We start from the raw sequence: 20,585 nt of genomic DNA on the forward strand, positions 1-20,585 counted from the left end.
CCAGGCACTCATCGCAACACCTACAGGGGCGTCGCCAAGCGGTAAGGCAGCAGGTTTTGATCCTGCCATGCGTTGGTTCAAATCCAGCCGCCCCTGCCATATTCCTGAAAAGGGGATTGGTTTATTTTCTAAACGGAAAATAAATCAGTCCCCTTTTTTGCTTTTTTGCACTGTCGGCCCGGCTTACAGCCCTTCGTGCTGCGCCAGCCAGGTCCCTACCACGCGCCGATCCAGCTCCTCCCAATCCGCCATCCCCAACACCCGTGTGGTGTTCAAACCGCGCAAATAGCCACGCAACTGATGGGCCGTGGTGCGCACTTGCTCCGAATCGGGCGCTTTTTCAGCCAGCACGGTTTCGTACTCGATCAGGTATTCAGCCACCCGGTCACGGAATTCTGGCAGGACGGCATCGCGGATCAGGTCAAACGTTCGCACGGAGAAATCCTTTTAGTTGGAGTCGGGCTGTCATGCAGTCTGCGCGTGGTGCAACTATCGGTTCAAGTAATAGTGACAATCAAGAAACGCAAGTTCTGCTTCGCCGGGCAATCATCGAAAATCGCCGCCATTGAAGACGCTGCTCAAGGAATATGCGCGATGAAGAGATTGACCCAACTGGCTGTTGTGCCTTTGCTGCTGGCCGGTTGCGCCTCCGCGCCGAACGATCCGACGCAGATCTTGCAGACCAAAAAAACGCCTGCCCAGTACGCTGATTGCGTAGTGCCGAAGCTACGGGGTAGCGCACTGGCCCCGACCGTCTCGCAAACCCAGCGCGGCTATCGGATCGTGGTGCCGAGCAAAGTCGCGGCGGACAACGTACTTGAAGCCTACAAGGCCCCCAACGGCGGCAAGGTGTTCTTGTATGAACGCCACTTGCTGACATCGAGCTTCATGCCTTCGAGTTTCGAGCGTGCCGCGCAGGAATGCCTGTAACCCCTTCAATGCTTTAACGATGCTCCTTTGGTTGGCCGCAACCAACCAATTTTTTTGCCCCGCGACTCATTGGGTCGCGGGGCTTTTTTTTGTGTGCAGCTTCGAGGTCGTCAGTCCGGGAAATTATCGCCGAACATGGGATGGCCACCGGCTGAACTTTCGCGGGTCGCCTCATCCTGGATAACGTCCCAATGCTCCACCATCACGCCGTCCTCGAGGCGAAGGATGTCGACCACGACCCAGTTTGCGGGCTGGCCGAGACCAGAGAACCGGCCATGCAGCATGACGAAATCGCCTTGCGCCACTGCGAGCTGGCATTCGTAACGCAGGTCGGGCGACCCCGCACCTCAGATCAGCCAGCCTGCCCGTTACGTGCGCTGGTAGCGTGAAGAGTATCAGCCCGTTTGGGTGTGGCGAGGAGCGTTCGTTATCGGGTGAGGGCGACAGAGGGTGCGCGCGGTATTACCCTGCGCGCCGGATCCGGAAACGGGGTTTTCGGCGAAGCCTGGGAGGTGTCGCGGGCCTGCGTCGCTGCTGTTTAAGGCTCGGTGCATTGTTGAACGAACCGATCAACCAGCCACTTCGCGGCGGGACCAGGAGGTTGATCCGTGCGATAGATGACGTCGAAGGCATAGATCCCGCTGCTGTATTCCGACAGGTTCAGGCGAACGAGGCGACCGGCATCCAAATCTTCCCGGACCATGGTGATGGGCATGTTCCCCCAGCCAATGCCTTCACGCAGCAACATGTGTTTTGCCCCCAGGTCTGCCAGGCGCCAGGTACGCGTACTGAGGACTGCGAAATCCTTGTCTTTTGTCAGCGGCGAACGATCGGACAGCACGAGTTGGATGAACTCACGTCCGGCACCTGGAACGTTCAGTTTCATTGAAACCAGCGGGTGATGTGGGGCTGCAACCGGAATCAACTCGACACTGCCAACCCCGATTCTTTCAATGCCATCAATCCCTTCATTCATCGGGCCGCTGACGCCGACCACCGCGCCGCCGTTAATCACCAGTTGGGTGACGGCGCCGAGCGCCTCCATATGCAGGTGGAGTGCAACGGTCGGAAATTCTTCTCGAAATGATTTGAGTGCATCGACTACGCGCTCGGCGGGGAGCATGACATCAAGCACCAAGTGAACTTCAGCTTCGAGTCCTTGCAGCAGGCCTTTTACTTTGGCCCGTAATCCATGAATACCGTTGGCGATGGTTCTGGCTTCGGCCAACACCGTGAGTCCGGCCTCAGTCAGTTGCGGCTTGCGTGTCGTATGACGATCGAAAAGCGACACGCCGAGTTGCATCTCCAGGTTGGCGATTGAATAGCTGATCACCGAGGTGGCCCGGTGCAGTTTTCTTGCCGCCGCCGCAAAACTGCCGACTTCTACGACCGTCAGGAACACGCGCAATTGGTCCAGCGTCGGTGTGCCGGGTTCAGAAATCATGTCTGTTTTTCCTCGAACGTATCGGTCGATATTAGTCCGAAATTGCAAGGTTCTCGCAGGGGCCTTGCCTATTTTGTCGAATCTAATGATCTAAATTAGTCAGCTATTCAGGCTAGCTGGCGTGGCGCAAGATTTCTTCACTGCAGCGGTTCGTTCCGAATCGCGCACCCTCGAAGGAAATATCCCATGTCTCAGTCTGCAAACATCGCTCAATCAGCCACCTCTGAACAGAGCCGCTCCGACGCAACCCAAGCGTCGGCATCATTGATTGGCCGCGTATTGCTCAGCGCCATTTTTATCCTGTCGGGTTTTTCGAAACTGGCGGCCCCAGCCATGATGATCGGTTACATCGGCTCCGTAGGGCTGCCTTTCCCACCATTAGCCCTGGCACTGGCGGTCATTATTGAGATCGGCGGTGGCGTAGCGCTGGTGGTGGGTTATCGCGCCCGCGCCGTGGCCTCGGTACTGGCGCTGTTCAGTGTGGCCACCGCCCTGGCTTTCCATCACGCATTGGCGGATCAAAACCAGTTCATTCACTTCTTCAAAAATATCGCGATGGCCGGTGGCCTGTTGCAGGTCGTTGCCTTCGGCGCTGGCCGCTTCAGCCTCGACGCTCGCCGCCGCTGATTCGCTGCGTCATGCCATCCTCATCACACGTCTTTTGAATAGTCGAGGCCACTCTGAAAGCCATACGCGTATACGAATACGGCAACCCTGAGGTTTTGCGCCTGGAAGACATCGCCGATCCCATTGCGGGTGCAGGCGAGGTACTGATCGAAGTCGCCGGCGCCGGGGTCAACCCAATCGATTGGAAAATACTGTCCGGGGAGAAAAAAGCGTTTATTGCGCTGCCATTACCTTTCACCCCGGGTGTGGAAGTGGCCGGTACAGTCATCGCGAAGGGGCCGGGAGTGACCGAGTTCGAGGTCGGCGATGAAGTGTTTGGTTTCATCAACATTGTTGGCGGGTACGCGAGCAAAGCGCTCGCTCCTGTTTCAACACTGGCCAGAAAACCCCGGTCACTGAGCGCACTTCAGGCCGGAGCTGTTCCGGCAGCGGCCCTGACGGCGTGGCAGGCGCTGACCGAGCACGCGTGTGTGCAACGGCGCCAGAAAGTGTTGATCCATGCGGCGGCGGGTGGCGTGGGTAGCATGGCGGTGCAGATCGCCAAGTACCTTGGGGCTGAAGTCATCGCCACCGCGTCTGCGGGCAATCATGCTTATCTGAAAAAAATCGGCGCGGATCAAACCATCGATTACACCGCCCTGGCCTTCGAGGAGTGGGTGTCCGGCGTTGATGTGGTGCTGGACCTGGTGGGGGGCGAAACACAAAACCGCTCGTTTGCGGTGCTGAGGCGAAATGGTGTGTTGATCTCGTCGGTGAGCGCCCCGAACATGTCGCTCGCCAACGACTACGGTGTGACCCCCATGAACTTCACCACCCGATCGGACGGGAAGCAGCTTTCACTTATCGCTGAGTTGTTCGACAAGGGACGCATCACGGTTGAAGTCGAAGCGTATCCCTTGAGCGACGTAAAAGCGGCACTCGAAAAAAGCAGGGGCGGGCATGCTCGCGGCAAGATCGTCCTCGATACAACGGGCCTCAACGCCGCGCTGACAACTGCTGCGGTGCCAGAAACGCATCGTGGAAGTAGTTACGAAACGCCTGCATCGCCGGGCTGAATTCCCGTTCGCGATGCCATGCCAGCCCGACACTCATCGGCGTCACCTTGTCGGTGATCGTCATGGTTTCAATGCGTTTGCCTTCCAGCGACCAGGGGCGGTGCACCAGGTCCGAGAGGATCGCTACGCCGCTGCCATTGGCGACCATGCTGCGCACCGCTTCGACTGAACTGGTGCGCACCCGCACGTTCGGTTGCTGGTGTGCATGTTCCCAGTAACGCATGGCGCTTTGTTCGGCTTCGTCGACGGTCAGCAGGATGTAGGGTTCCTTCGCCACGTCGGCGAGGCTGACCGCCGAACGTTCGCACAGCGGATGATGGCTGGGCAGCCATAACCGGCGTTCGGAGTTGAAGAGAATTTCCGAGACGATGTCCGGGTGGGTGAGGTTCGCGGTGAGCACCACCGCCATGTCGAATCGACCTTCCAGCAGGCCTTGCTCGATGGCGGTCCGCTCTTGTTCATGGACTTCGATGGCCACGTCCGGGTGCCAGTGTTCCAGCCGTTGCAGGTGATGCGGCAGAAAATAGCCGATCACGGTGTAACTCGCGGCCAAACGTAACAGGCCACTGGCGCGTATGTCGGGCAACGGACTGTTCAACGCGTCATCGACGCTGCGCAAAATCACGTACGCCCGATTCAGAAAGTGCCGCCCGGCATCGGTCAGGCTCATGCCCTGGGCCGAGCGCTGGAACAGCAGCGCACCGAGCATGGCTTCCAGTTCCTTGATCGCCGTGGTCACCGCCGACTGGGAAATATTCAGATGAATCGCTGCTTGAGAGATTTGCCCGATCTCGGCGGTGGCGACGAAATAGCGGACCTGGCGCAGGGTCAGTGACATGAACACTCCGGACAACGAGCTATCTGTTCTTCAGAAGCTATCTGTTTTTCAGAAGATGGCCTATCTGATAATAGATCTTCCCAAGGGGTTGGGAGGAATCTAACTTGGCTTGCATGAAGTCACAAGCGTCAGGAGCAAGCGTCATGCAAGCAGTAGATTTCAACTCGGACATGGGCGAAGGCTTCGGCCCATGGACCATCGGCGATGGCGTCGACAATGAGCTGATGGGCTTCATCAGTTCAGCCAATATCGCCACCGGTTTTCATGCCGGCGACCCCGGCACCATGCGCCGTACCATCGAACAGGCCAAGCGCCTGGGCGTGGCCATTGGCGCACATCCGGGGTTTCGCGACCTGGTCGGTTTTGGCCGTCGACACATCAATGCCCCGGCCCAGGAGCTGGTCGACGACATGCTCTATCAGTTGGGCGCCCTGCGTGAACTCGCCCGGGTTCAAGGCGTGGCGCTGCAACACATCAAACCCCACGGCGCGCTCTACATGCACCTGGCCCGAGACGAGGAGGCCGCCCGTTTGCTGGTGGAAAACCTCCAGCGTCTGGAACCGGAATTGCTGCTGTATTGCATGCCCGACTCTGTGATCTGGCGGGTCGCCAAAGAACTCGGCCAACCGGTGATCCGCGAGTTTTACGCCGACCGCGAGTACGACCTCAGCGGCTCCATCGTCTTCACCCGCAACGTGCGTGCTTACGACCCGGCCCAAGTCGCCGCGCGAGTGCTGCGCGCTTGTCAGGAAGGCGTGGTGCGCACGGTCGAGGGTCAGGACCTGGCGATTGAATTCGATTCCATCTGTTTGCACAGCGACACACCGGGCGCGTTGGCGTTGGTCGAGGCCACGCGTCATGCGCTCGATAGCGCCGGGATCGAGGTGCGCGCACCGCGCTGATGCCACACGAAAACACCTGGCACACAGACGCCAGGGTTTGCACACCGATTCATTTTTGCCTGCCTTTCTACAACTATTCCAAGAGGAACAGACATGGCCGAACACACTGTAATCACCCCATTGCCCGGGACCTTCTACCGCAAAGCCACCCCCGAATCGGCGAACTTCGTCGAGGTGGGCGCGCAGGTCAACGCTGACACGGTGATTGGCCTGATCGAGGTCATGAAGCAGTTTTCCGAACTGACCGCCGGGACGGCCGGTCGCCTCAGCGCATTCCTGGTAGAAGACGGTGATCCGGTGGAACCGGGTCAAGTCGTCGCAACACTCGACGACGAGTGAGGGCGCGATCATGACGCAAGCCATTCATAAATTGCTGATTGCCAATCGAGGCGAGATCGCCGTGCGGATTATCCGCGCGGCCAAAGCGCTGGGGATTCCCACCGTTGCCGCGTGCAGTGAGGCGGACGTCGATTCACAAGCCGCGCGCATGGCCGATGAAATCCACGTCCTCGGCCCGGCCCGCGCCGACAAAAGTTACCTCAACGTCGAGGCATTGCTGGGTGCGTTGAAAGCCACGGGCGCCAACGCGGTGCACCCCGGTTATGGCTTTCTCTCGGAGAACGCCGACTTCGCCGAAGCGGTCCTCGCTGCGGGCGCTATTTTCGTTGGCCCGAGCCCGGAGACAATCCGGCGCATGGGCGATAAAGCCGAGGCTCGGCGCACTGCGCAAGAGGCTGGCGTGCCAGTAGTGCCCGGTTCCCCCGGTGAACTGTTCGACGTTGAATCGACGCTCAAGGCTGCCGAATCCGTCGGTTTTCCACTATTGATCAAAGCCTCGGCCGGTGGCGGCGGGCGCGGTATTCGCCTGGCGGAAAACGCCCAACAACTGAGTGAAGAGTTTCCTCGTTCCCAGCGCGAAGCCCAGGCTGCCTTCGGCAATGGCGCGGTGTACCTGGAACGGTTTATCAGCAAGGCCCGGCACATTGAAGTGCAGGTTTTGGGTGACGGTCAGCACGCGGTGCATTTGTTCGAACGCGAGTGTTCGCTGCAACGTCGCCGGCAGAAAATATTCGAAGAAGCGCCGTCGCCAGTCCTCAGTCAGCAGCAACGCGAAACCCTCTGCGCCAGCGCCGTGCGCCTGACCGAATCCCTCGGCTATAAGGGCGCCGGGACCTTGGAGTATCTGTATGACGATGCGACCGGCGAGTTCTTCTTTATCGAAATGAACACACGGATTCAGGTTGAACACCCGGTCAGTGAGCTGATCACCGGGATCGACCTGGTCCAGGCGATGCTGCGCATTGCTGGCGGTGAACCGCTGGGCTTCAAGCAAAGTGATATCCAGCTCAACGGCGCCGCGTTGCAAATGCGTTTGAACGCCGAAGACCCGACGCGGGATTTTTTCCCCAGCCCAGGTCTGGTCAAGGAACTGATCTGGCCGCAAGGCGAGGGCATTCGCGTCGACACGCATCTGTATCAAGGTTATCGCGTGCCGCCGTACTATGACTCGTTGCTGGCCAAGCTGATCGTTCACGGAGCTGACCGCGCCGAAGCCCTGGCCCGCGCGCGGGTTGCGGTGGCGCAAACCACGCTCACCGGCATGGCCAGCACCTTGGCGCTGCACGGCGAACTGCTGGAGCAACCGTGGCTGCACAGCGCCGACTTCCACACCGGCACCCTGGAAACCTGGCTGGCCGAGCGCCGCAGCGGAGGTGAAGCATGAGCACTCCAATCCGCTACAGCTTTGGCGCCGATGAGCATTTGTTTGCCGAAGTCAGCGACAGCATGTCCCTGGAAGCGTTCTTCAAAGGCATGGCCGTCACCCGTGCGGTCGAGCGGCTGGCGCTGGATGGTGTGCTGGATGTGTGCCTGGCCAATGCGTCATTCCAGATTCGTTTTGACCCGGATCGCATCGCCCCTCACACCTTGCTTGAAGCGGTAAAAATTGCTGAGGCCGAGGCGGTCGCCGAGCGCACGTTGCAGACGCGGATCATAGAGATTCCGGTGCTCTACAACGACCCCTGGACCCACGAAACCCTAATGCGTTTTCGCGACCGTCATCAAGACCCGAGCGCCACGGATCTTGAATATGCCGCGCGGATCAATGGCCTGGCGGACGTCGACGCGTTTATCGCTGCCCACAGTGGTGCACCGTGGTTTGTCTCTATGGTCGGCTTCGTCGCGGGGCTGCCGTTCATGTTCCAGATGGTCGAGCGCGAGCGTCAGTTGCAGGTGCCCAAGTACCTGCGGCCACGCACCGACACGCCGAAACTGACCCTGGGCCACGGCGGGTGCTTCGGCTGTATCTACTCGGTGCGCGGTGCCGGTGGTTATCAGATGTTTGGCGTCACGCCGGCACCGATCTACGACCCGCAGCAAAACCTCGCGTACCTGAAGGAACACATGGTGTTTTTCCGTCCGGGTGACATCGTGCAGTTCAAACCGATGGACCGTGAGGCCTACGACCACGCGGTGGCCGAAGTGGAAGCGGGGCGCTTCGATCTGCGGATTCGGCCGGTGGAGTTCTCGCTGGACGCGTTTCTGGCCGACCCCGTCGGCTACCCCAAGTCGCTGCAGGAGGTGTTGGCATGATCAAGGTCATCAAACCCGGTCTCGCCACCTCGGTACAGGACTTGGGCCGCGAAGGTTATTACCACTTGGGCATTCCGCCCTCCGGTGCACTCGATCAATACGCCTTGAGCGCAGCCAATCAACTGGTCGGCAACCCGGCAGGTTTGGCAGCGCTGGAATGCACGCTGCTCGGGCCTGAGTTGGAGTTTCAGCAGGATGCATTGGTAGCGGTCAGCGGCGCGCACATGACGCCACGGGTCGATGGCGTGGAAATGCACCACGACACCGCGTTCACCGTGAAGGCCGGGCAAGTGCTGCGCTTTGACTTTCCGAAGGCCGGTGCCCGTGCGTATTTGGCGGTGGCCGGTGGCATTGATGTGCCAATCGTACTCGGCAGTCGGTCGACCTATGCGCTCGGCGCACTGGGCGGTTTTCAGGGGCGTCGCCTGATCGCGGGCGACGAATTGCCCGTCGGCATCGCCAGTGGCAAGAGCCGCGCCGGGGCCAGTTTGCCCATGGCGTTGCGGCAGTCGCTGGGCGGCGAAATCACCCTGCGAGTGGTGCCGGGTCTGTACTACCACCGCTTGACCGAGTCTGCGGCGAAGAGTTTTTTTGCCGAGCCGTGGACAGTCGGCTCGGAAGCCGACCGCATCGGCTATCGCTTCAAGGGCGGCAGCGTGCTGAGCTTTCAGCCGCGCGAACAACCGTTCGGCGCCGGTTCCGATCCGTCGAACATCGTCGACAGTTGCTACCCGATCGGCTCGATCCAGGTTCCCGCCGGGCTCGAACCGATTGTGTTGCACCGCGATGCCGTGTCCGGTGGCGGCTACGCGATGATCGGTACGGTGATCAGCGCCGATCTCGACTTGATCGGCCAGATGCAACCCAACCAGAAGGCCCGCTTTGTGGCGGTCACCCTCGAAGAGGCGCTGGAAGCGCGACGTTCCTATAAGAAAAAACTCAGCTGCCTGAGCAAGCTGTTCCCTTCCTGATTCTGCCCGCCGCAACGCGCGGGTAATGCCAAACGGTACGCCAACGCCGCACTTCGGTGCGGTGGCGGCTGCCCGCGCTTCAACCTTTGACTGGTTCTGGAGTTCACGCATATGGCTGCTTTATCGCAATCGAGTCAAACCGGGCAAGACCCGGCCAATCAACCTGTTCCCGCCGAAGCGCGCATGGGCCGATTGTCCCTGACCATGGCCTGGTGGGCGGTGTGCAGTGCGATGTTCTACATCGTGGTCGGTGCTTCCCTGGCGTTGTCGTTCGGTGCGCGCAATGCGCTGATCGGGATGGTCCTGTCGGTGATCAGTTACGGTCTGGTCAACAGTGTGCTTAGTCGCTTCGCCATCCGCAGCGGCTTGTCGGTGGCGCTGTTTTCACGGCTGCTGTTCGGCAGCACCGGGGCGTGTCTGGCGACCTTGATCTTCTTCTCCACGGCGATCTATTACGCGGTGTTCGAAGGCTCGGTGATTGCCGTCGCGCTCCATCACCTGTACCCGGAACTGGTCTATCCGCTGGCCGCACTCATCGTGGTGCTGTACAGCGTGCCAATGATCCTGGGCAGCGTGCAGCACTGGCTGGACAAGCTCAACGGCGTGTTGCTGCCGGTGTATCTGGGTGGCTTGCTGGTGGCTGTGGGGCTGTCGATCAGCCGTTATGGCTACCAGCCGCAATGGCTGGATTTCGGCCCGGCAATGCCCAGCGCTTTCGGCTGGTGGGACTGCTTCGTCGCGTACATGGGCGTCTGGGTGTTGATGCTGTTCACCTTCGATTACGCCCGTTTCGGCAAGCCTGAGGACGCCGAGTATCACGGTCGCTGGAACTTCGGCATGCCGTTCTATGCCGTGACCTTTCTGCTCAATGGCGCGGCCGGCATCTACCTGGTCAGCAGCATTCCCCACGAAGGCGCACTGAATGAAGTCTCGGTAGTCATGGCGATTCTGCAGTTGATGGGCTTGTGGGGATTGCTGTTTGTCTGGGCCACGCAAACCCGGATCAACACCGCCAATTACTACCTGGCGACGCTGAACATGCAGGCCTTCTTTGCGCGCTTTGGCATTCGTGGTTCGTACTTGATGTGGGCGTTGGCGGTCGGTGTGATCGTCTACGGCTTGATGCTCGCCGACGTGTTTGCCTACATCCTCAAAGCGTTGGCCTATCAGGGGATTTTCGTGGTGGCCTGGGTGGGCGTGGCGTTGGCGCAGATTCTCTATGGGCGCAGTGACGTGGCGGCGCTCGAGCGGGTGACCGCGTTTAATCCGGCAGGTTTGGCGGCGTGGTTTGGCGCTACGGCATTGGGGCTTGCGTTGATGTTTTCTGGTGGTGGTTTGAGCAGCTTTTCTGCGCCCTCGACCGTAATCGCTGCGTTTGCGTTGCAGGCAGGGTTGTCGCGCCGTAGCCGGTTACCGTTGCAGTTGGCGGAGTAGGGCCTGGCAGTCATTCATTTCGTACCCGCCCTGCGCCGATCGGTAGGGCGGTTACCGGGATGTTTTTCGAGCGTCGGCTATCGGTTGTGGGTTCAACTGCTCGATGCAACGTAAATCTCAAGATCGCGTAACCGAACTGTCATATGCGAGGCCTCTAATGCGTTTCAAGATATTGCGGCGGCTCAAATGCTTGGCATCAGCGCTGCAAAACTGCCGATGCATGGGTAACGGATTGCCTTGGATGAACAAGTCCGTCGGCAGGGTGAATTACCCTGTGAACGAGATCCATGATGATCAAGAAACTAGCCGCACCCCTCGTTGGCGCTTTGCTGGGGGGCGTGATGTTGCCTGCCCACGCGGACTTCATCGACGACAGCCATGCCGACTTGACCCTGCTCAATCGCTACCTCAATCAACAAGGCCGTGATGTGGTGGGTAGCACCGCCAAGGCCAAGAGTTACCGCGACTGGGGCCAGGGTTTCCAGTTCAATTTCCGCTCCGGTTATACCGACGGTGCTGTGGGTTTCGGCCTCGATCTTGAGGCGTTTTACGGCCTCAAGCTCGACTCTGGTGGTGACCTGAATGACAAGGATCACCAGAGTCGTTATCCCGGCAGCATGTTCCCGCTGGATGACGGAAAATCCGCCAACGACTTTAGTGTCTTGAGCCCGACCTTCAAGATGCGCTTCCTCCAGGATGAGTTGCGCGTGGGTATGCTCAACCAAAATAACCCGATGCTGGCCAACACCGATGGGCGTCTGTACCACCAGACCAACACCGGCGTGCAACTGGTGTCGAAAGACCTGTCTGACTTCACCTTCACGGGTGGCGACATCGTCCGGACGAAAATCCGCAATGAAAGCAACGACAGTGACATGACCACTGGCGGCGGTGCGAAACTCAGCGACCGCTTCCTCTATGGCGGTGCTGACTACACAGGCCTGGCGGACACCACCTTAAGCCTGTGGTACTCCAATCTTCAGGACTACTACCAACAAGCCTTCATCGGCGCCAAACACACCACCGCGCTGCCAGTCGGCAGCCTCCTCAGTGATTTTCGCGCCTACCGAAGCCTGGGCGTAGGCGGCAACGCGGATGGCGACAGCGACTTTGCCACCGCGGGTTCTTACGGTGACGGCTCGACCAAGGGGCGTATCAACCAGTCCACTATCAGCCTGATGGAAAGCTACAGCCTGGCGGGCCACACCATTGGCTTGGGGGCCCAGAAAAACACTGGTGACAGTGACTTCCCTTACTTGGACTCCGGGCTGAACAGTGGCGATGCCCGACAAGGTCCTGGCTCCGGCGCTGATACACCGGCGTTGACCAACCTGCAACTGAACAAATTCCAGCATGCTGGCGAAGAAACCTGGATGGCTCAATACAAATACGACTTCGGTCTGTTGGGCATCAAAGGCCTTGGCTTTATGGCCGCCTACGCGCACGGCGATAAGATCAAGGTAGCTAAAGGCGGCGACAGCGAATGGGAGCGCGACTTGGCGCTGAGCTATCAGGTGCCTGATGGCAAGTTGAAGGGACTGGGCGTGACCTGGAAAAACGCCCAGGCCAACCCGAGCCTGACGGGCCAGACCAAGCAGGATGAAAACCGGCTCTACGTGAGTTATGTCGTACCGCTTTGGTAAGCACTGATGGTGCAAAAAAGCCCGCAAATGCGGGTTTAATGAAATGGTCAGCCTGACCGAGAAGCCCTGCAGGTTTACGCTTGCAGGGCTTTTCTCGTTTCGGCGCAGGATCTCTCATGAGCGCGATGGCTCCATCAATAGTCGCCGCATTGGATCTTTCCTTATCAAACTGCCGCTCTAGACTGGCTCCAAACCATTGGCCAATCGGAAACAAACCCATGCTCGCACACGACTTCGACTGCCAACCCAATTTGTGCGGGAGCACCCTGAGACTTAAACCTCTGGCCGACAGTGATTTTGTAGGCATGTATCAGGCGGCGGCTGATCCGGATATTTGGGCCGGCCATCCTGCCAAGGATCGCTACAAGTGCGAGGTGTTCGAGGTGTACTTCGCCTCTCTACTGGCTACGAAGAAGGCGCTCGCAGTCATCGATATTGAGTCGGGAGAGATTGTCGGCACGTCAAGCTACTACGCGCCGCCGGATCTGCCCGACAGTATCGCCATCGGTTTTACCTTTTTGGTGCGTGCGAAATGGGGGGGCAATTCTAATCGCGAGCTGAAGCGACTGATGGTGGAGCATGCATTCAAGGCCCACGAAATCGTATATTTCCACATCGCGCCTTCGAACACTCGTTCGCAAAAAGCCACGATGAAGTTGGGTGCAGTGCACTTGTATGACGCCGAGTTGAAAATTTCCACTGCGCCTGCCTCGGCGAAGTGTTACGGACTGACGCGAGCTCAATGGGAGGCGTCGCGCGGGTGAAAAGGGGCGGTCACTCATTTATGGGATGTGCCAATCCAAAACGCGCCTTGAGCAAGCGCGGCTAGGCACGTTCACGCCGCTATAGTCGACTCTATTGCCGACCGTACTTCCAGGAGCCTTGCCCCAGTGTCTGACATGCCGACCCACTTCGCTTACACCAAACGCTTCAACGCCGTGCTCGCCTACATTGATGACAATCTCGAAGGTGACCTGTCGGTGAAGACGTTGAGCCATGTGGCGAATTTTTCGGCGTTTCACTTCCATCGACAATTCACCGCGTTCGTCGGCGTGCCGGTTTCACGTTATGTGCAACTGATGCGGCTACGACGCGCGGCACATCGCCTGGCGTCCCTTGCGGATCACTCGGTACTGGAGGCGGCACTCGGTGCCGGCTTCGAAAGTCCCGAGTCATTTTCCAGGGCGTTCAGGCGGGCGTTCGGTATGGCGCCGAGCGCGTTTCGGAAGGAACCAAACTGGCAGGTCTGGCATGCGGTGTTTGCCATCCCTCACTTTTCCAGGACTATCATCATGCAAGTACGAATCGTGGAATTCCCTGAACTCAGGGTCGCAGCGCTTGAGCACTGCGGCCCCACCGGGCTCGTCAATGAGAGCGTGCGCACGTTCATCGAGTGGCGTAAGCAGAGCGGGCAGTCGCCGGTGGCATCGAGTCGCAGCTTTGGCATTCCCTATGGCAACCCCGATACCACACCTGCGCAAGCATTCCGCTTCGCAATCTGCGGCGAGATTCACGAGGCGGTGAAACCGAATGAGTTCGGCGTGCGCGAGCTCGTCATTGCTGGCGGTCGCTGCGTCGTGGTGCGACACGTGGGGTCACCGGATCACATCGGCGAAACGATCTATCCGATTTACCGTGATTGGCTTCCTGCCAGTGGCGAGGAGCTTCGTGACCAGCCGTTGTTTTTCCATTACCTGAGCGTCTATCCCGAGACACCGCAGGACCAATGGCAAACGGATGTGTATGTTCCGCTGCAATAGTGGGACGCGCAGCTTTCGACTTTGAGCTGATGTTGACGAGTGTATGCTCAGGGGCGCTTGCTGCCGGTCGCAACAGGCCCAGGCCGCTCCATTACAAGGACGCGTTGGTGGTAAGGGAGTCGAGGGATCTATGACTGACCGCGAGCAACTTCATCGAAATGGTTATGCGCTGCTCCGTCGAGCGATCCCGGCTGAGTGGCTGGGTGACCTTCGTGCCGTGTTCGATGCGGGCGTGAAACCGTCGGGCGAATGGCCGGTGCCGCGTGGCACGGATTGGCGCCATTCGCAGTTGGACGCTGATTCGAAGGTCCAGGCTGTGTGTCGTCTGCCGGAGGTGCTGGCGGTGGTGGGTGAGCTGATCGGAGAGCGGTTCTTCCTCTCGCAGGTGGAGGGTCGCGAGCCGCTTGCAGGTGGCGGTCATCAGCGGTTGCACCGCGACTTGTCGGCCCAGCGGTCAGGCGACATGGTGAACGCCATCGCTTATTTCGACGATTTTCGCCCCGAGAACGGCGCGACACGTATCGTCCCCGGCAGCCATCGCCCTGAGCAGGGAGAGCCGCCATTCGATTTCAATGACGAGTCTCGGTCTGTGCCGCTTTCAGGCTCCGCTGGCGACATCTTGGTGTTTGATGTCGATTTAGTGCATGCGGGTAGTCGGAACTCAATCGGCGCACGCCGTCGCTCCATTCTGATTAGCTATTTTTCAGAGCCCTTATACGCGTCACACCTGGAAACGGTGAGCCTGCGCAGTATTCGGATGGACACGACCGAGCGGTTCGATCCAAACGTGTTTCTCCCGTAAATCACCACTCTCTGATACCTGCGGACTCTCCTGTAGACATTGCAGGGGCCGGGGATTGTGAGTTGGCTTTTTGACCCGCTCTATCAATTTTTGCACTTCGCCAACACCACTTGGCAGGTACTCGGCGTGCCACCGGATCGGCCGGCATAGCGCGCGCAATTATCCAGGGATTTTTGGCGAGCCATGTTCAATGTGTCACCCCAAGCCAGTCCGCCCTCGCCGGAAGTGGGTAGCGCTTTTGCATAGCAGCTTGAGCCTGTGTTTGAGGCCGAATAGCGAGCCGTGGCAGATTTGCTCGAACATCCCGCTGTCAGTGCCAGGTTGATGGCGAGCAGGGCGAATAAGACCCAAGAGGTGCATTGACGTTCGGTTTTTCCGTTCATCCCATTCCCCTGGATAAAGAGGTTAGAGGTGCGTTTGTGGTCGTACTCTACTCAGATTAGACGGTGTTGGGCCTGCCCTTGGGGTTGTCTCGAGAATATTCGTTTCGATGTTCCGCAACCTCGACCAGGAGGCCGATCGGTGGCTTGGTTGCGAGCTTCGCAATGGCATGCACGCTATCGCAATCCATCGTAATGACCAGCATGAGTGCTCCTCTTTAGTACGGTGATTTCACCCGATCAACCCGTAACCCGCCCAGCCTGCAACGCAAACCACTCCATGATCACACCACACGCCGGATGCGATGCCGCCGAAGGCTGCGGGCACAAGGAGTAGAGCCCCCGAGTCTTCAACGGCTGACCAAACGGAACCACCAGCACGCCACGATCCAGCGACTCCTGCGCCAGGGTCAGATCCGTCATTGCCACCCCCAAACCTCGCGCCGCCGCATCCAGCGCCAATTCATCAAGGTTGAAGGGAATGTGCCGGTAATCCTCCAGCGGCTTTCCACCATTGGCCGCCAGCCAGTCGATCCACGCTTGCTTGTCCGCCGAGCGATGCAGCAGCGCGAAGCGCACAAGGTCGTCCATCGAATTCAGTGGATGCGCCGAGTCGCTCAGCCCCGGCGCACACACCGGCACCAGCGCTTCCTCGAACAGGGTCAGACTGGCCGGGTCGTTCGACGGCTCGGGCAGGTAGAGGATGTAGGCGTCGCTGTCGCTGGCCGGTTCGACGATTTCCGTGGCCACGGTTTCGATCGACAGGGAAACGTCCGGGTGACGCAGGTAGAAGTCGCTCAGTTTTGGCAGTAGCCAGCGAACCGCCAGCGACACGTGCATGCGTATGCGAAAGGGCCGCTTTTGCGGGGACAGTCGATCTTCGAGGGTTATCAGTTGCCCCAGGATATTGCGCGCACTCGCCAGCACCTGCTCGCCTTCCAGAGTCAGTTGAAGGCTGCGGCTGCTCCTTACAAAAAGCGGTACGCCGAAGTGAGCCTCCAACTGCTGGATTTTTCGGCTCACGGCACTTTGGGTCAGGCAGAGCTTTTGCGCCGCTTGAGTGAAGCTGCCGGAGTCAGCGACCTCCACCAATGCCTGAAGGCCTTGCAGGGAAGGGACGTGGCGGATTTTATCCATGCGTTTTCAGAATGCCCCGATGATTTTATAACGTTGGTTGTAACACTGCGGACCTTATAGATTCTAGCTCTGGCTACAGCCATCTCAAACAACTCATGCGCCTACCGCATATGAGGAGAGAGGCCGCACGCCGATCGACGGTCAAATGAGGTGACGCATGGAAAATGTATGTGGCTGGATTGCGCAGGCGGGGAGTTCTCCCGTTCGTGATCGCCTGAGCGGTGTGCAAAAAGCCGATTGGCTGATCATCGGAGCCGGGATTACCGGGTTGTGCGCCGCTCATTCACTGGCCGAAATGCACCCCAAGGCGCGCATCGTGATTGTCGACCGGCAGCGCGCGGCGCAGGGCGCATCGGCGCGCAATTCCGGCTTCGTCGTGGCCCACGAGCATCCGACTACCGATGAGCTTTTGGGCAATCAAGGGTTCGCCGGTTATGAAGTCGATACCGCGATTTCACGCGCCGCCAGCGAGGAAGTCCGCCAGCGTATTGCCCGTCACGGCATCGAGTGCGATTTTCGGGATGCCGGCTATTTCTTCGCCGTGAATGATTCGGCCAAGCTGACCCATGTCGAGGCCAAGCTGCAAACGCTTAACGCTGTCGGTGCTTCTGCACAGTTTCTGGAAGGTGAACAACTCAAGCAAAAACTCGGCACCGGCCATTACCAGGCGGCGATCTGGTGCGGCAACGGTAACGCGTTGCTGCAACCGGCCAAGTACGTGAAAGGCTTGCTCGATGCGCTGCCGCCGAATGTGACCCTCTACGAAAACACCGATATCACCGGCCTTGAGCGGCTGGGTACCGCGCGGGTTCGAGCTCGGGCCGTCGAGGGCGTTATTGAGGCCAACCAGGTGCTGGTTTGCCTGAACGCCTTCATTCCGCGTTCGGGCATCGAGAACAGCGGGACGTTCCCGATGGAACTCAGCGCCAGCCTCACACGGCCGCTGACTGAGCAAGAATTTCAAGCAATGGGCAATGTCGAGCCCTGGGGCGTGTTGTCCACCCGGCCGCTGGGCGCCACAGTGCGGCTGACGCCGGATCGGCGCGTGATGATCCGCAATACCGCCGAATACCGCTCGCGGGACTTATCCAACAGTGATCTGCAGGTGCGCAGAAAACACCATGTGCTGGGTTTGCAGCGCCGGTTCCCGTGGTTGGCCGAGCAAGACATTGATTACACCTGGACCGGTCATCTGAGCGCCTCGCGTTCCGGGCAAGCGTATTTCGCCCAGGTTGAAGAGGGCGTATTTGCCGTGGCCGGCTGCAATGGTTCAGGCGTGGCGCGCGGCACGCTTTGGGGAAGGCTGCTCGCTGAACTGGCGTCGGGTACCCGTTCGCCGATGTTGACGTCGGTCATGCAAAGGGCCCAGCCCGGCTGGCTGCCGCCCAAACCCTTTCTCGATATCGGTGCCATGCTTCGCATGCGCGTGGAGGCGGTCAGGGCCAGAACAGAAATCTAGAAAGCCGGCTATCACACACAATAAAAGTTCTTCAAAAGGTGATCGAACATGCGCGTCCATCCTGTTTCCCTGGCGGTACTGCTCACAACGTTTTCGGCCGTCACGTACGCCGATGAACAAGTCAATATTTCCAACTGGAGCGGCTACATCGCCGACGACACGTTGCCCACGTTCACCAAGGAAACGGGGATCAAGGCGACTTACGACATCCACGACAGCAACGAAGTCCTGGAATCGAAGTTGATGACCGGCAATACCGGTTATGACGTGGTCAGTCCGTCGAACCATTTCCTGTCCCGCTTGATCAAGGCCGGGGCGATCCAGAAGCTCGATAAAAGCCAGTTGTCCAACTGGAAAAACCTCGACCCGGCGCTGATGAAAAAGCTCGAGGTCAACGACCCGGGCAACCAGTACGGTTATCCCTACATGTGGGGCACTGCGGGTATCGGCTACAACGTCGAGAAGATCAAAGCGATCTTCGGCAACACCGACGTTACCCATTCCTGGAGCCTGTTTTTTGATGAGAACAACATCAAGAAGCTAAGCCAGTGTGGCGTGGCGATTATCGATAACCCGACGCAGATCCTGCCGATCACCCTCAACTACCTGGGGCTGCCGCACCACAGTCACGAGCCGGCGGATTACGCCAAAGCCGAGCAGGCGTTGCTGAAAATCCGGCCTTACATTCAGTATTTCCACACCTCCAAGTACGTCAGCGACCTGGCGAACGGCAACATCTGCGCAGTGATCGGCTTCAACGGCGACGTCGTGCAAGCCGCCGCCAGTGCCAAGGAAGCCAAGAACGGTATCAACATCGCCTATTCGATCCCGGACGAAGGCTCGACCCTGTGGATGGACATGGTGGTCATGCCCAAGGCTGCGCCGCACGAGAAGAATGGCTACACCTACATGAACTACCTGCTTGAGCCCAAGGTCATCGCCAACATCAGCAACAGCATCCACTACGCCAACCCCAATATCGCGGCGGATGCGCTGGTCACCCCGGATGTGAAGCAGGACCCGGCGATTTACCCGCCGAAAACGGTGCTCGACAAGCTGTTCATCGTCGAGGACTTGCCGCCCGCTATCGCACGGTTGACGACACGTCTGTGGAACAAGCTGAAAACTAATACCTGACGGCCCGCACCTCGACAGGAGGGGCCGTTGGCTGAGGCGTCAGGAGTGCGCGTGAACAATTCGCCTGGTGAAGAAATCAACGGCCTGCTGCCGGGTGCCAACCGTGCTCAGCGTCCCCGACAGGTCGAGTCCGAAACGTTTGGCGGCCCCGGACACCAGGCTTTTTTGAAGATCATTGAGCGTGGCCGCGAGCGCTGGCTGGACTTGGGTTGTGGCTGTGGGTGCCTGGATAGAGGGCAAGTCAGCGCGCGGGGTACTCAGGGTGAGCAACTGACCGAGGGTCGGCGCTGCCTTGATCCGATTGCTGTTGAGCATGCTTTGCGGCGCAATGCCGATCCAGTCCCGCAAAGTGGCCAGAATACTGGTGTGGTCATAAGGTGCGTTGGGCGTGTCTGATCTGAACACGGTGCCAGCCTGAATATAGGGCGAGATCACCACTGCTGGCACACGTACGCCAAAGCGCTTGAAGTCAAACCCGCTACCGTCCGTGGTGCGGACCAGGTCCGGTGGTACGGCATTAAAGGGCGGTGTGACATGGTCGTAGCAACCGCCGTGCTCGTCGTAGGTGATGATCAGCAACGTCTCGTTCCAGCCCGGCGACTGACTGACAGCGTTCCAGATCGAATACAAAAAGGCTTCGCCCGCCTGCACATCATGCGGCGGGTGTTGATCGTTAGGGTCGACCAGAAAGCTGGGTTCGATAAACGAATAGCGCGGTAACGAGTTGGTTTCACACGCATCCAGAAATGCCGAAAAGCCCCTGAATTTGGGACTCAGCATGGGGTCCCATAATTTCGGGAACATCGTTCGGGTCAGCGACGGGGTCAGGATGGTATCGCTGTAGACGGCCCAACTGCAGCCGACCGATTGCAGGACGTTGAAGATGGTGGGGACATCCCAGTCGTGTGGGTCTGGAAGTGTGCCGTTGTTGACATTGCCATTCGAGGTTCCGGTGTGAGCAAAGGCGCGGTTCGGCCAGGTCTGGCTCGGCACCGAGGCGAACCACGCATCACTCACCGCATAGGCGCGAGCCAACCCGGCCAGCACGGGTAACTGCGCCGGGCTGTGACATTGCATGATCTGGCCGGGGTTAGTCGTTTGTGTGGTCGCGTAGTTGTCGACAAAACCCAAGGGTGGTGTATTCGTCGGGTCGACCAGGCCGTCCCTGAACAGTTGGAAGGTGACGTTGGCAAACGTTTCCTGCGGGTCGGGGTCAGGGATCTGAAAGCTACTGGCCTGGGTCGTCACCGGAATATGGCGTGCCGGCTTAGACGTCGATAACGGGTTGAACAGGTCGCTGTTCAACCCGTTAAATTGAGGCGAACTTGTTGCAGGCAACACGTGCGACGGCGGGCTGCCTTGTGGATAGAGCCAGCCCAGCATCGAATCCAGCGAACGGTTCTCCAGCATCACAACGACGACATGTTCAATTTGTTTCATGGCCTTCTCCGCTAACGGTCCATTCCTTATTTAA

23 protein-coding genes and 1 tRNA gene are annotated in these 20,585 nt (G+C 59.0%); 16 read left to right on the plus strand and 8 right to left on the minus strand.

The window, feature by feature from the left end:
* The first annotated feature begins 24 nt into the window (after positions 1-24).
* Positions 25-99: transfer RNA gene (locus tag AC1MEW_RS15815), tRNA-Gln, on the plus strand.
* Between the two features lie 84 nt (positions 100-183).
* On the opposite strand, the gene AC1MEW_RS15820 is transcribed toward AC1MEW_RS15815, so the two are convergent.
* The gene (locus AC1MEW_RS15820) at positions 184-435 is read right to left on the minus strand and encodes a hypothetical protein (protein ID WP_201254987.1); all 252 of its coding nucleotides are present in this window, start codon (positions 433-435) and stop codon (positions 184-186) included.
* Between the two features lie 159 nt (positions 436-594).
* On the opposite strand from AC1MEW_RS15820, the gene AC1MEW_RS15825 reads away from it, so the two are divergent.
* The gene (locus AC1MEW_RS15825) at positions 595-930 is read left to right on the plus strand and encodes a hypothetical protein (RefSeq protein WP_480426923.1); all 336 of its coding nucleotides are present in this window, start codon (positions 595-597) and stop codon (positions 928-930) included.
* Positions 931-1,040: 110 nt separating this feature from the next.
* Here the strand turns inward: AC1MEW_RS15825 and AC1MEW_RS15830 are convergent, their stop codons facing one another.
* Both AC1MEW_RS15830 and AC1MEW_RS15835 read right to left on the minus strand, forming a co-directional pair.
* Positions 1,041-1,214 carry a hypothetical protein gene (locus tag AC1MEW_RS15830; protein WP_242486223.1) on the minus strand — a complete coding sequence of 58 codons (174 nt, stop codon included), beginning with the start codon at positions 1,212-1,214 and terminating at the stop codon, positions 1,041-1,043.
* Between the two features lie 254 nt (positions 1,215-1,468).
* Positions 1,469-2,374 carry a LysR family transcriptional regulator gene (locus AC1MEW_RS15835; RefSeq protein WP_201254985.1) on the minus strand — a complete coding sequence of 302 codons (906 nt, stop codon included), beginning with the start codon at positions 2,372-2,374 and terminating at the stop codon, positions 1,469-1,471.
* 186 nt (positions 2,375-2,560) lie between these two features.
* On the opposite strand from AC1MEW_RS15835, the gene AC1MEW_RS15840 reads away from it, so the two are divergent.
* The gene (locus AC1MEW_RS15840; RefSeq protein WP_480426926.1) at positions 2,561-3,001 is read left to right on the plus strand and encodes a DoxX family protein; all 441 of its coding nucleotides are present in this window, start codon (positions 2,561-2,563) and stop codon (positions 2,999-3,001) included.
* A gap of 53 nt (positions 3,002-3,054) precedes the next feature.
* Positions 3,055-4,056: an NADP-dependent oxidoreductase gene (locus AC1MEW_RS15845; protein WP_480427254.1), complete on the plus strand. Its 1,002-nt coding sequence runs from the start codon at positions 3,055-3,057 to the stop codon at positions 4,054-4,056.
* On the opposite strand, the gene AC1MEW_RS15850 is transcribed toward AC1MEW_RS15845, so the two are convergent.
* On the minus strand, positions 3,977-4,894 hold the full coding sequence (locus tag AC1MEW_RS15850; protein WP_201254983.1) for a LysR family transcriptional regulator: 918 nt from the start codon (positions 4,892-4,894) through the stop codon (positions 3,977-3,979). The genes AC1MEW_RS15845 and AC1MEW_RS15850 overlap by 80 nt on opposite strands.
* Positions 4,895-5,037: 143 nt before the next feature.
* Here AC1MEW_RS15850 and AC1MEW_RS15855 point away from each other — a divergent pair, with 143 nt between their 5' ends.
* The 10 genes from AC1MEW_RS15855 to AC1MEW_RS15900 all read left to right on the plus strand — a co-directional run bounded on the left by AC1MEW_RS15855 (position 5,038) and on the right by AC1MEW_RS15900 (position 14,998).
* Positions 5,038-5,796, plus strand: coding sequence for a 5-oxoprolinase subunit PxpA (locus AC1MEW_RS15855; RefSeq protein ID WP_322268946.1), 759 nt, complete (start codon positions 5,038-5,040; stop codon positions 5,794-5,796).
* A 93-nt stretch (positions 5,797-5,889) separates the two neighbouring features.
* Positions 5,890-6,135: an acetyl-CoA carboxylase gene (locus AC1MEW_RS15860; RefSeq protein WP_201254981.1), complete on the plus strand. Its 246-nt coding sequence runs from the start codon at positions 5,890-5,892 to the stop codon at positions 6,133-6,135.
* Positions 6,136-6,145: 10 nt separating this feature from the next.
* Positions 6,146-7,519 carry an acetyl-CoA carboxylase biotin carboxylase subunit gene (locus AC1MEW_RS15865; protein WP_480426930.1) on the plus strand — a complete coding sequence of 458 codons (1,374 nt, stop codon included), beginning with the start codon at positions 6,146-6,148 and terminating at the stop codon, positions 7,517-7,519.
* Positions 7,516-8,388 carry a 5-oxoprolinase subunit B family protein gene (locus AC1MEW_RS15870; RefSeq protein WP_480426933.1) on the plus strand — a complete coding sequence of 291 codons (873 nt, stop codon included), beginning with the start codon at positions 7,516-7,518 and terminating at the stop codon, positions 8,386-8,388. Before AC1MEW_RS15865 ends, AC1MEW_RS15870 begins: the two co-directional genes overlap by 4 nt.
* A complete protein-coding gene (locus AC1MEW_RS15875; RefSeq protein ID WP_201254978.1) occupies positions 8,385-9,359 on the plus strand; it encodes a 5-oxoprolinase subunit C family protein in 975 nt (324 codons plus the stop codon). The genes AC1MEW_RS15870 and AC1MEW_RS15875 overlap by 4 nt, the downstream gene beginning before the upstream one ends.
* 111 nt (positions 9,360-9,470) lie before the next feature.
* A complete protein-coding gene (locus tag AC1MEW_RS15880) occupies positions 9,471-10,793 on the plus strand; it encodes a purine-cytosine permease family protein (protein WP_480426937.1) in 1,323 nt (440 codons plus the stop codon).
* 290 nt (positions 10,794-11,083) lie between these two features.
* Positions 11,084-12,436, plus strand: coding sequence for an OprD family outer membrane porin (locus AC1MEW_RS15885; RefSeq protein WP_322268944.1), 1,353 nt, complete (start codon positions 11,084-11,086; stop codon positions 12,434-12,436).
* 218 nt (positions 12,437-12,654) lie between these two features.
* Entirely contained in the window at positions 12,655-13,200 is a 546-nt protein-coding gene (locus AC1MEW_RS15890; RefSeq protein WP_480426940.1) for a GNAT family N-acetyltransferase, read from the plus strand.
* Between the two features lie 126 nt (positions 13,201-13,326).
* Positions 13,327-14,196 (plus strand): AraC family transcriptional regulator, encoded by an 870-nt coding sequence (locus AC1MEW_RS15895; protein WP_480426942.1) that lies wholly within the window; start codon positions 13,327-13,329, stop codon positions 14,194-14,196.
* 130 nt (positions 14,197-14,326) lie between these two features.
* The gene (locus AC1MEW_RS15900) at positions 14,327-14,998 is read left to right on the plus strand and encodes a phytanoyl-CoA dioxygenase family protein (protein ID WP_480426944.1); all 672 of its coding nucleotides are present in this window, start codon (positions 14,327-14,329) and stop codon (positions 14,996-14,998) included.
* A gap of 83 nt (positions 14,999-15,081) precedes the next feature.
* On the opposite strand, the gene AC1MEW_RS15905 is transcribed toward AC1MEW_RS15900, so the two are convergent.
* Genes AC1MEW_RS15905 through AC1MEW_RS15915 form a run of 3 tightly spaced genes read right to left on the minus strand, consistent with a single transcriptional unit; the run spans position 15,082 to position 16,515 of the window.
* The gene (locus AC1MEW_RS15905) at positions 15,082-15,381 is read right to left on the minus strand and encodes a hypothetical protein (RefSeq protein ID WP_480426947.1); all 300 of its coding nucleotides are present in this window, start codon (positions 15,379-15,381) and stop codon (positions 15,082-15,084) included.
* A 56-nt stretch (positions 15,382-15,437) separates the two neighbouring features.
* Positions 15,438-15,584, minus strand: a complete 147-nt coding sequence (locus AC1MEW_RS15910; protein WP_322268938.1) for a hypothetical protein — start codon at positions 15,582-15,584, stop codon at positions 15,438-15,440.
* A 34-nt stretch (positions 15,585-15,618) separates the two neighbouring features.
* Positions 15,619-16,515 (minus strand): LysR substrate-binding domain-containing protein, encoded by an 897-nt coding sequence (locus tag AC1MEW_RS15915; RefSeq protein WP_480426951.1) that lies wholly within the window; start codon positions 16,513-16,515, stop codon positions 15,619-15,621.
* A gap of 157 nt (positions 16,516-16,672) precedes the next feature.
* Between AC1MEW_RS15915 and AC1MEW_RS15920 the strand changes: the two genes are divergently transcribed.
* Positions 16,673-17,974: an NAD(P)/FAD-dependent oxidoreductase gene (locus AC1MEW_RS15920; protein WP_480426953.1), complete on the plus strand. Its 1,302-nt coding sequence runs from the start codon at positions 16,673-16,675 to the stop codon at positions 17,972-17,974.
* 48 nt (positions 17,975-18,022) lie between these two features.
* Complete coding sequence (locus tag AC1MEW_RS15925; RefSeq protein WP_201257582.1) at positions 18,023-19,111, plus strand: polyamine ABC transporter substrate-binding protein; 1,089 nt, start codon at positions 18,023-18,025, stop codon at positions 19,109-19,111.
* Positions 19,112-19,150: 39 nt separating this feature from the next.
* Here AC1MEW_RS15925 and AC1MEW_RS15930 read toward each other — a convergent pair whose 3' ends face one another.
* Complete coding sequence (locus AC1MEW_RS15930) at positions 19,151-20,551, minus strand: alkaline phosphatase family protein (RefSeq protein ID WP_323570170.1); 1,401 nt, start codon at positions 20,549-20,551, stop codon at positions 19,151-19,153.
* Positions 20,552-20,585: the final 34 nt, after the last annotated feature.

It is taken from the genome of Pseudomonas sp. ASL4, from assembly GCF_056680395.1.

Excerpts from the sequence above, each read along its gene's own strand:
- AC1MEW_RS15825 (WP_480426923.1), top strand. The coding sequence starts at position 595 with ATGAAGAGATTGACCCAACTGGCTGTTGTGCCTTTGCTGCTGGCCGGT.
- AC1MEW_RS15830 (WP_242486223.1), bottom strand. The coding sequence starts at position 1,214 with ATGCTGCATGGCCGGTTCTCTGGTCTCGGCCAGCCCGCAAACTGGGTC.
- AC1MEW_RS15835 (WP_201254985.1), bottom strand. The coding sequence starts at position 2,374 with ATGATTTCTGAACCCGGCACACCGACGCTGGACCAATTGCGCGTGTTC.
- AC1MEW_RS15840 (WP_480426926.1), top strand. The coding sequence starts at position 2,561 with ATGTCTCAGTCTGCAAACATCGCTCAATCAGCCACCTCTGAACAGAGC.
- AC1MEW_RS15850 (WP_201254983.1), bottom strand. The coding sequence starts at position 4,894 with ATGTCACTGACCCTGCGCCAGGTCCGCTATTTCGTCGCCACCGCCGAG.
- AC1MEW_RS15855 (WP_322268946.1), top strand. The coding sequence starts at position 5,038 with ATGCAAGCAGTAGATTTCAACTCGGACATGGGCGAAGGCTTCGGCCCA.
- AC1MEW_RS15860 (WP_201254981.1), top strand. The coding sequence starts at position 5,890 with ATGGCCGAACACACTGTAATCACCCCATTGCCCGGGACCTTCTACCGC.
- AC1MEW_RS15865 (WP_480426930.1), top strand. The coding sequence starts at position 6,146 with ATGACGCAAGCCATTCATAAATTGCTGATTGCCAATCGAGGCGAGATC.
- AC1MEW_RS15870 (WP_480426933.1), top strand. The coding sequence starts at position 7,516 with ATGAGCACTCCAATCCGCTACAGCTTTGGCGCCGATGAGCATTTGTTT.
- AC1MEW_RS15875 (WP_201254978.1), top strand. The coding sequence starts at position 8,385 with ATGATCAAGGTCATCAAACCCGGTCTCGCCACCTCGGTACAGGACTTG.
- AC1MEW_RS15880 (WP_480426937.1), top strand. The coding sequence starts at position 9,471 with ATGGCTGCTTTATCGCAATCGAGTCAAACCGGGCAAGACCCGGCCAAT.
- AC1MEW_RS15885 (WP_322268944.1), top strand. The coding sequence starts at position 11,084 with ATGATCAAGAAACTAGCCGCACCCCTCGTTGGCGCTTTGCTGGGGGGC.
- AC1MEW_RS15890 (WP_480426940.1), top strand. The coding sequence starts at position 12,655 with ATGCTCGCACACGACTTCGACTGCCAACCCAATTTGTGCGGGAGCACC.
- AC1MEW_RS15900 (WP_480426944.1), top strand. The coding sequence starts at position 14,327 with ATGACTGACCGCGAGCAACTTCATCGAAATGGTTATGCGCTGCTCCGT.
- AC1MEW_RS15905 (WP_480426947.1), bottom strand. The coding sequence starts at position 15,381 with ATGAACGGAAAAACCGAACGTCAATGCACCTCTTGGGTCTTATTCGCC.
- AC1MEW_RS15910 (WP_322268938.1), bottom strand. The coding sequence starts at position 15,584 with ATGCTGGTCATTACGATGGATTGCGATAGCGTGCATGCCATTGCGAAG.
- AC1MEW_RS15915 (WP_480426951.1), bottom strand. The coding sequence starts at position 16,515 with ATGGATAAAATCCGCCACGTCCCTTCCCTGCAAGGCCTTCAGGCATTG.
- AC1MEW_RS15920 (WP_480426953.1), top strand. The coding sequence starts at position 16,673 with ATGGAAAATGTATGTGGCTGGATTGCGCAGGCGGGGAGTTCTCCCGTT.
- AC1MEW_RS15925 (WP_201257582.1), top strand. The coding sequence starts at position 18,023 with ATGCGCGTCCATCCTGTTTCCCTGGCGGTACTGCTCACAACGTTTTCG.
- AC1MEW_RS15930 (WP_323570170.1), bottom strand. The coding sequence starts at position 20,551 with ATGAAACAAATTGAACATGTCGTCGTTGTGATGCTGGAGAACCGTTCG.